Source organism: Rhodopirellula sp. UBA1907, assembly GCF_002337565.1.
GTDB classification, from domain to species: domain Bacteria; phylum Planctomycetota; class Planctomycetia; order Pirellulales; family Pirellulaceae; genus Rhodopirellula; species Rhodopirellula europaea.
The window spans coordinates 16,365-18,488 of record NZ_DDGH01000093.1; the positions used below are offsets into that span (position 1 = coordinate 16,365).

Annotated in this window: 2 protein-coding genes; both read left to right on the forward strand. The window is 55.1% G+C overall.

Features of this window, described 5'->3' with window-relative positions:
• Positions 1 to 339 precede the first annotated feature (339 nt).
• Positions 340 to 1,569 carry a hypothetical protein gene (locus B2R17_RS21570; RefSeq protein ID WP_286765613.1) on the forward strand — a complete coding sequence of 410 codons (1,230 nt, stop codon included), beginning with the start codon at positions 340 to 342 and terminating at the stop codon, positions 1,567 to 1,569.
• Positions 1,570 to 1,645: 76 nt separating this feature from the next.
• Positions 1,646 to 2,047: a hypothetical protein gene (locus tag B2R17_RS21575; RefSeq protein WP_286765614.1), complete on the forward strand. Its 402-nt coding sequence runs from the start codon at positions 1,646 to 1,648 to the stop codon at positions 2,045 to 2,047.
• Positions 2,048 to 2,124: the final 77 nt, after the last annotated feature.

The following is a 2,124-nucleotide window of genomic DNA, read 5'->3' on the forward strand; positions in this document are numbered from 1 at the left end:
CGATGCAAATTGGGGCGTGATCACGCCCGCATTCAGTCAAAGGCAACGGCCGATCAAACACAAAGATCACCGCAAATTCGACAAGAATCGGCGAGAGTTCTTGCGTGCGTTTCATCTGGTCTGATCCGGCTGAAGCGTTCCCTTTGAAAGACGGAATCATGTTGCTTGGAGTCGCTGGCGTTCGAGAATCGGTCCTTCTCTGCGAGATAGACGCGTCACCTCGAGGGGAGACTCGACGTGCCGAACGCGAGAATTGTGGGCACCCAATTGACAGATCCTGCCCCAAACTCCGAGATTGACTAGCATGGTGCGCCGTGACTTGTGCGCGGGCACACAGAAATGTGCGTTTGCTTTTCAATCCATCATCCTCAAAAGATATTTGTCGTGCCCTACACCCGAATAATCATCTGCTCCGTTTTTGCGATCCTCTCCGGAATTCCTTTGGCCGGAATGGCCCATGAAGGCCACGAACACGGAGATTCCGATGCGTCGAAGGAATCCACCGCGAAGTTCGATCCAACTGCGCCGACCAACAAGTTCCAAGTCAACGGCAAAACGTATCGCTGGGAACACCGTCCGGAATTGGGCAAGCAATCCGACGCGATGATCAATGCAGCGAAAGGTGGCTTGCACAACAACGCCGACCGGGATTTGTTGACCGGAGAAGTCGTGACGGCCGTTGCTAAACACGGACTCGTGAAGCTGGATTCCGAGTTGAAGGAATGGACTCTCGTTGAAGATCAGGATCCAGTGTTCGCTGCTGGCATGAACGCTCACGGAACCGATTGCTTTGTCTTGGACGGCGAATCCTACTGGGCGTTCGCTTCGACCAACACGCAAGAAGTGTTCGTGACCAAACGCGGTGAAGTCCTCGCGAAACTGACTCAGCCCAAGGGCGACGAATTCGACAACCCGACCGTCAATCAATACTTCAAGTCAGGCGGACGATTCACTCCGTGCGATGTTGTCTTTCTGCCGGATGCGAAGCGATTGGTCGTCGTCATCGGATACGCACCGGGTGACTTTGCTCTGTCCGCCGAATTGGTCGACGGCCAGTGGAAATGGGGCGGTCCGGCATGGGGCGGCCGAGAAGGCAGCGGCGGCATGCTGAACACTGGTCACGGCGTCCAAGTTGCAACCGAAGGCGGCAAAGAGATCGTCGAAATCGCGTCCCGCTCGCACGGTCGCATTTTCTCCTTCACTCCAGGTGGAGCTCAGCTTCGCACGCCGGGAGCTGAAAAGGAGTACTACATTCAATTGCCCAAGGGCTCGAACCCTTGCAACATTTCAAGCTTTGGCGACAGCATGTTTTTGCCGTTGTTGAACGCGTTGCCGACGACGAATGAATCAGCGCCCGTGTTGGTGATGGAGAATGGAAAGCCTTCCGGTGCTTTGGTGCCCGCGACCTACGAGAGCCTGCAGCTGATGCAACACATGCACGGTTTCTGCCCGGTTGAAATCGATGGCAAGCTGTACGGTGTTGTTCTTTCATGGCGACGTGCCAGCGAGAATTCGAACGGCAAACCCAACGATGGCCAAATCGCGATCTTCGAAGCTGTCCAAGAATAGAGAAGCACTTTAAAAACGGACCGTGCTCGCACCGGCCTCGCCGGTGCGATTCTCGTTGATTGGAGCGACCGATTTCATGGCAAACCTTCCTCTGGTATTGGTCTGGCTTCTGTTTTTAATCTTCGCCATTCCCCTCGCGGGATTGGCGTGGAGTGCTCGGCAGCAATCGCGTGTGTTGGCGCAAGCAGATTTCACACCCAAGACCACCTACGAAGGTCCGGTCATCGACAACGGTGATGGATCGAGGTCGCAAACGATCACCGTTTCTGTGTTGACGTCAATTTCGACATCGCAAACGGTGAAATTAGGGCCGGCAGCGGTCCAGGTTCATGCCCGAGAGTGGGCAGCCAACGCTGTGCTGCTAGGCATCGTTTTGCTCGGGATTGGCTTGATCGGCCTGCTGCATTTTCCGGATGAGTCGCCCACTACCGGATCTCCGATGAATTTGGAGACAATCAGCGCCCACGGTGACGATTGATTCGGCCCTCGATGAAGACAGGGATCATCCGATTGATCGTTGATCAATGAGCTTGTCAGGGCGATTGCGCCACACTG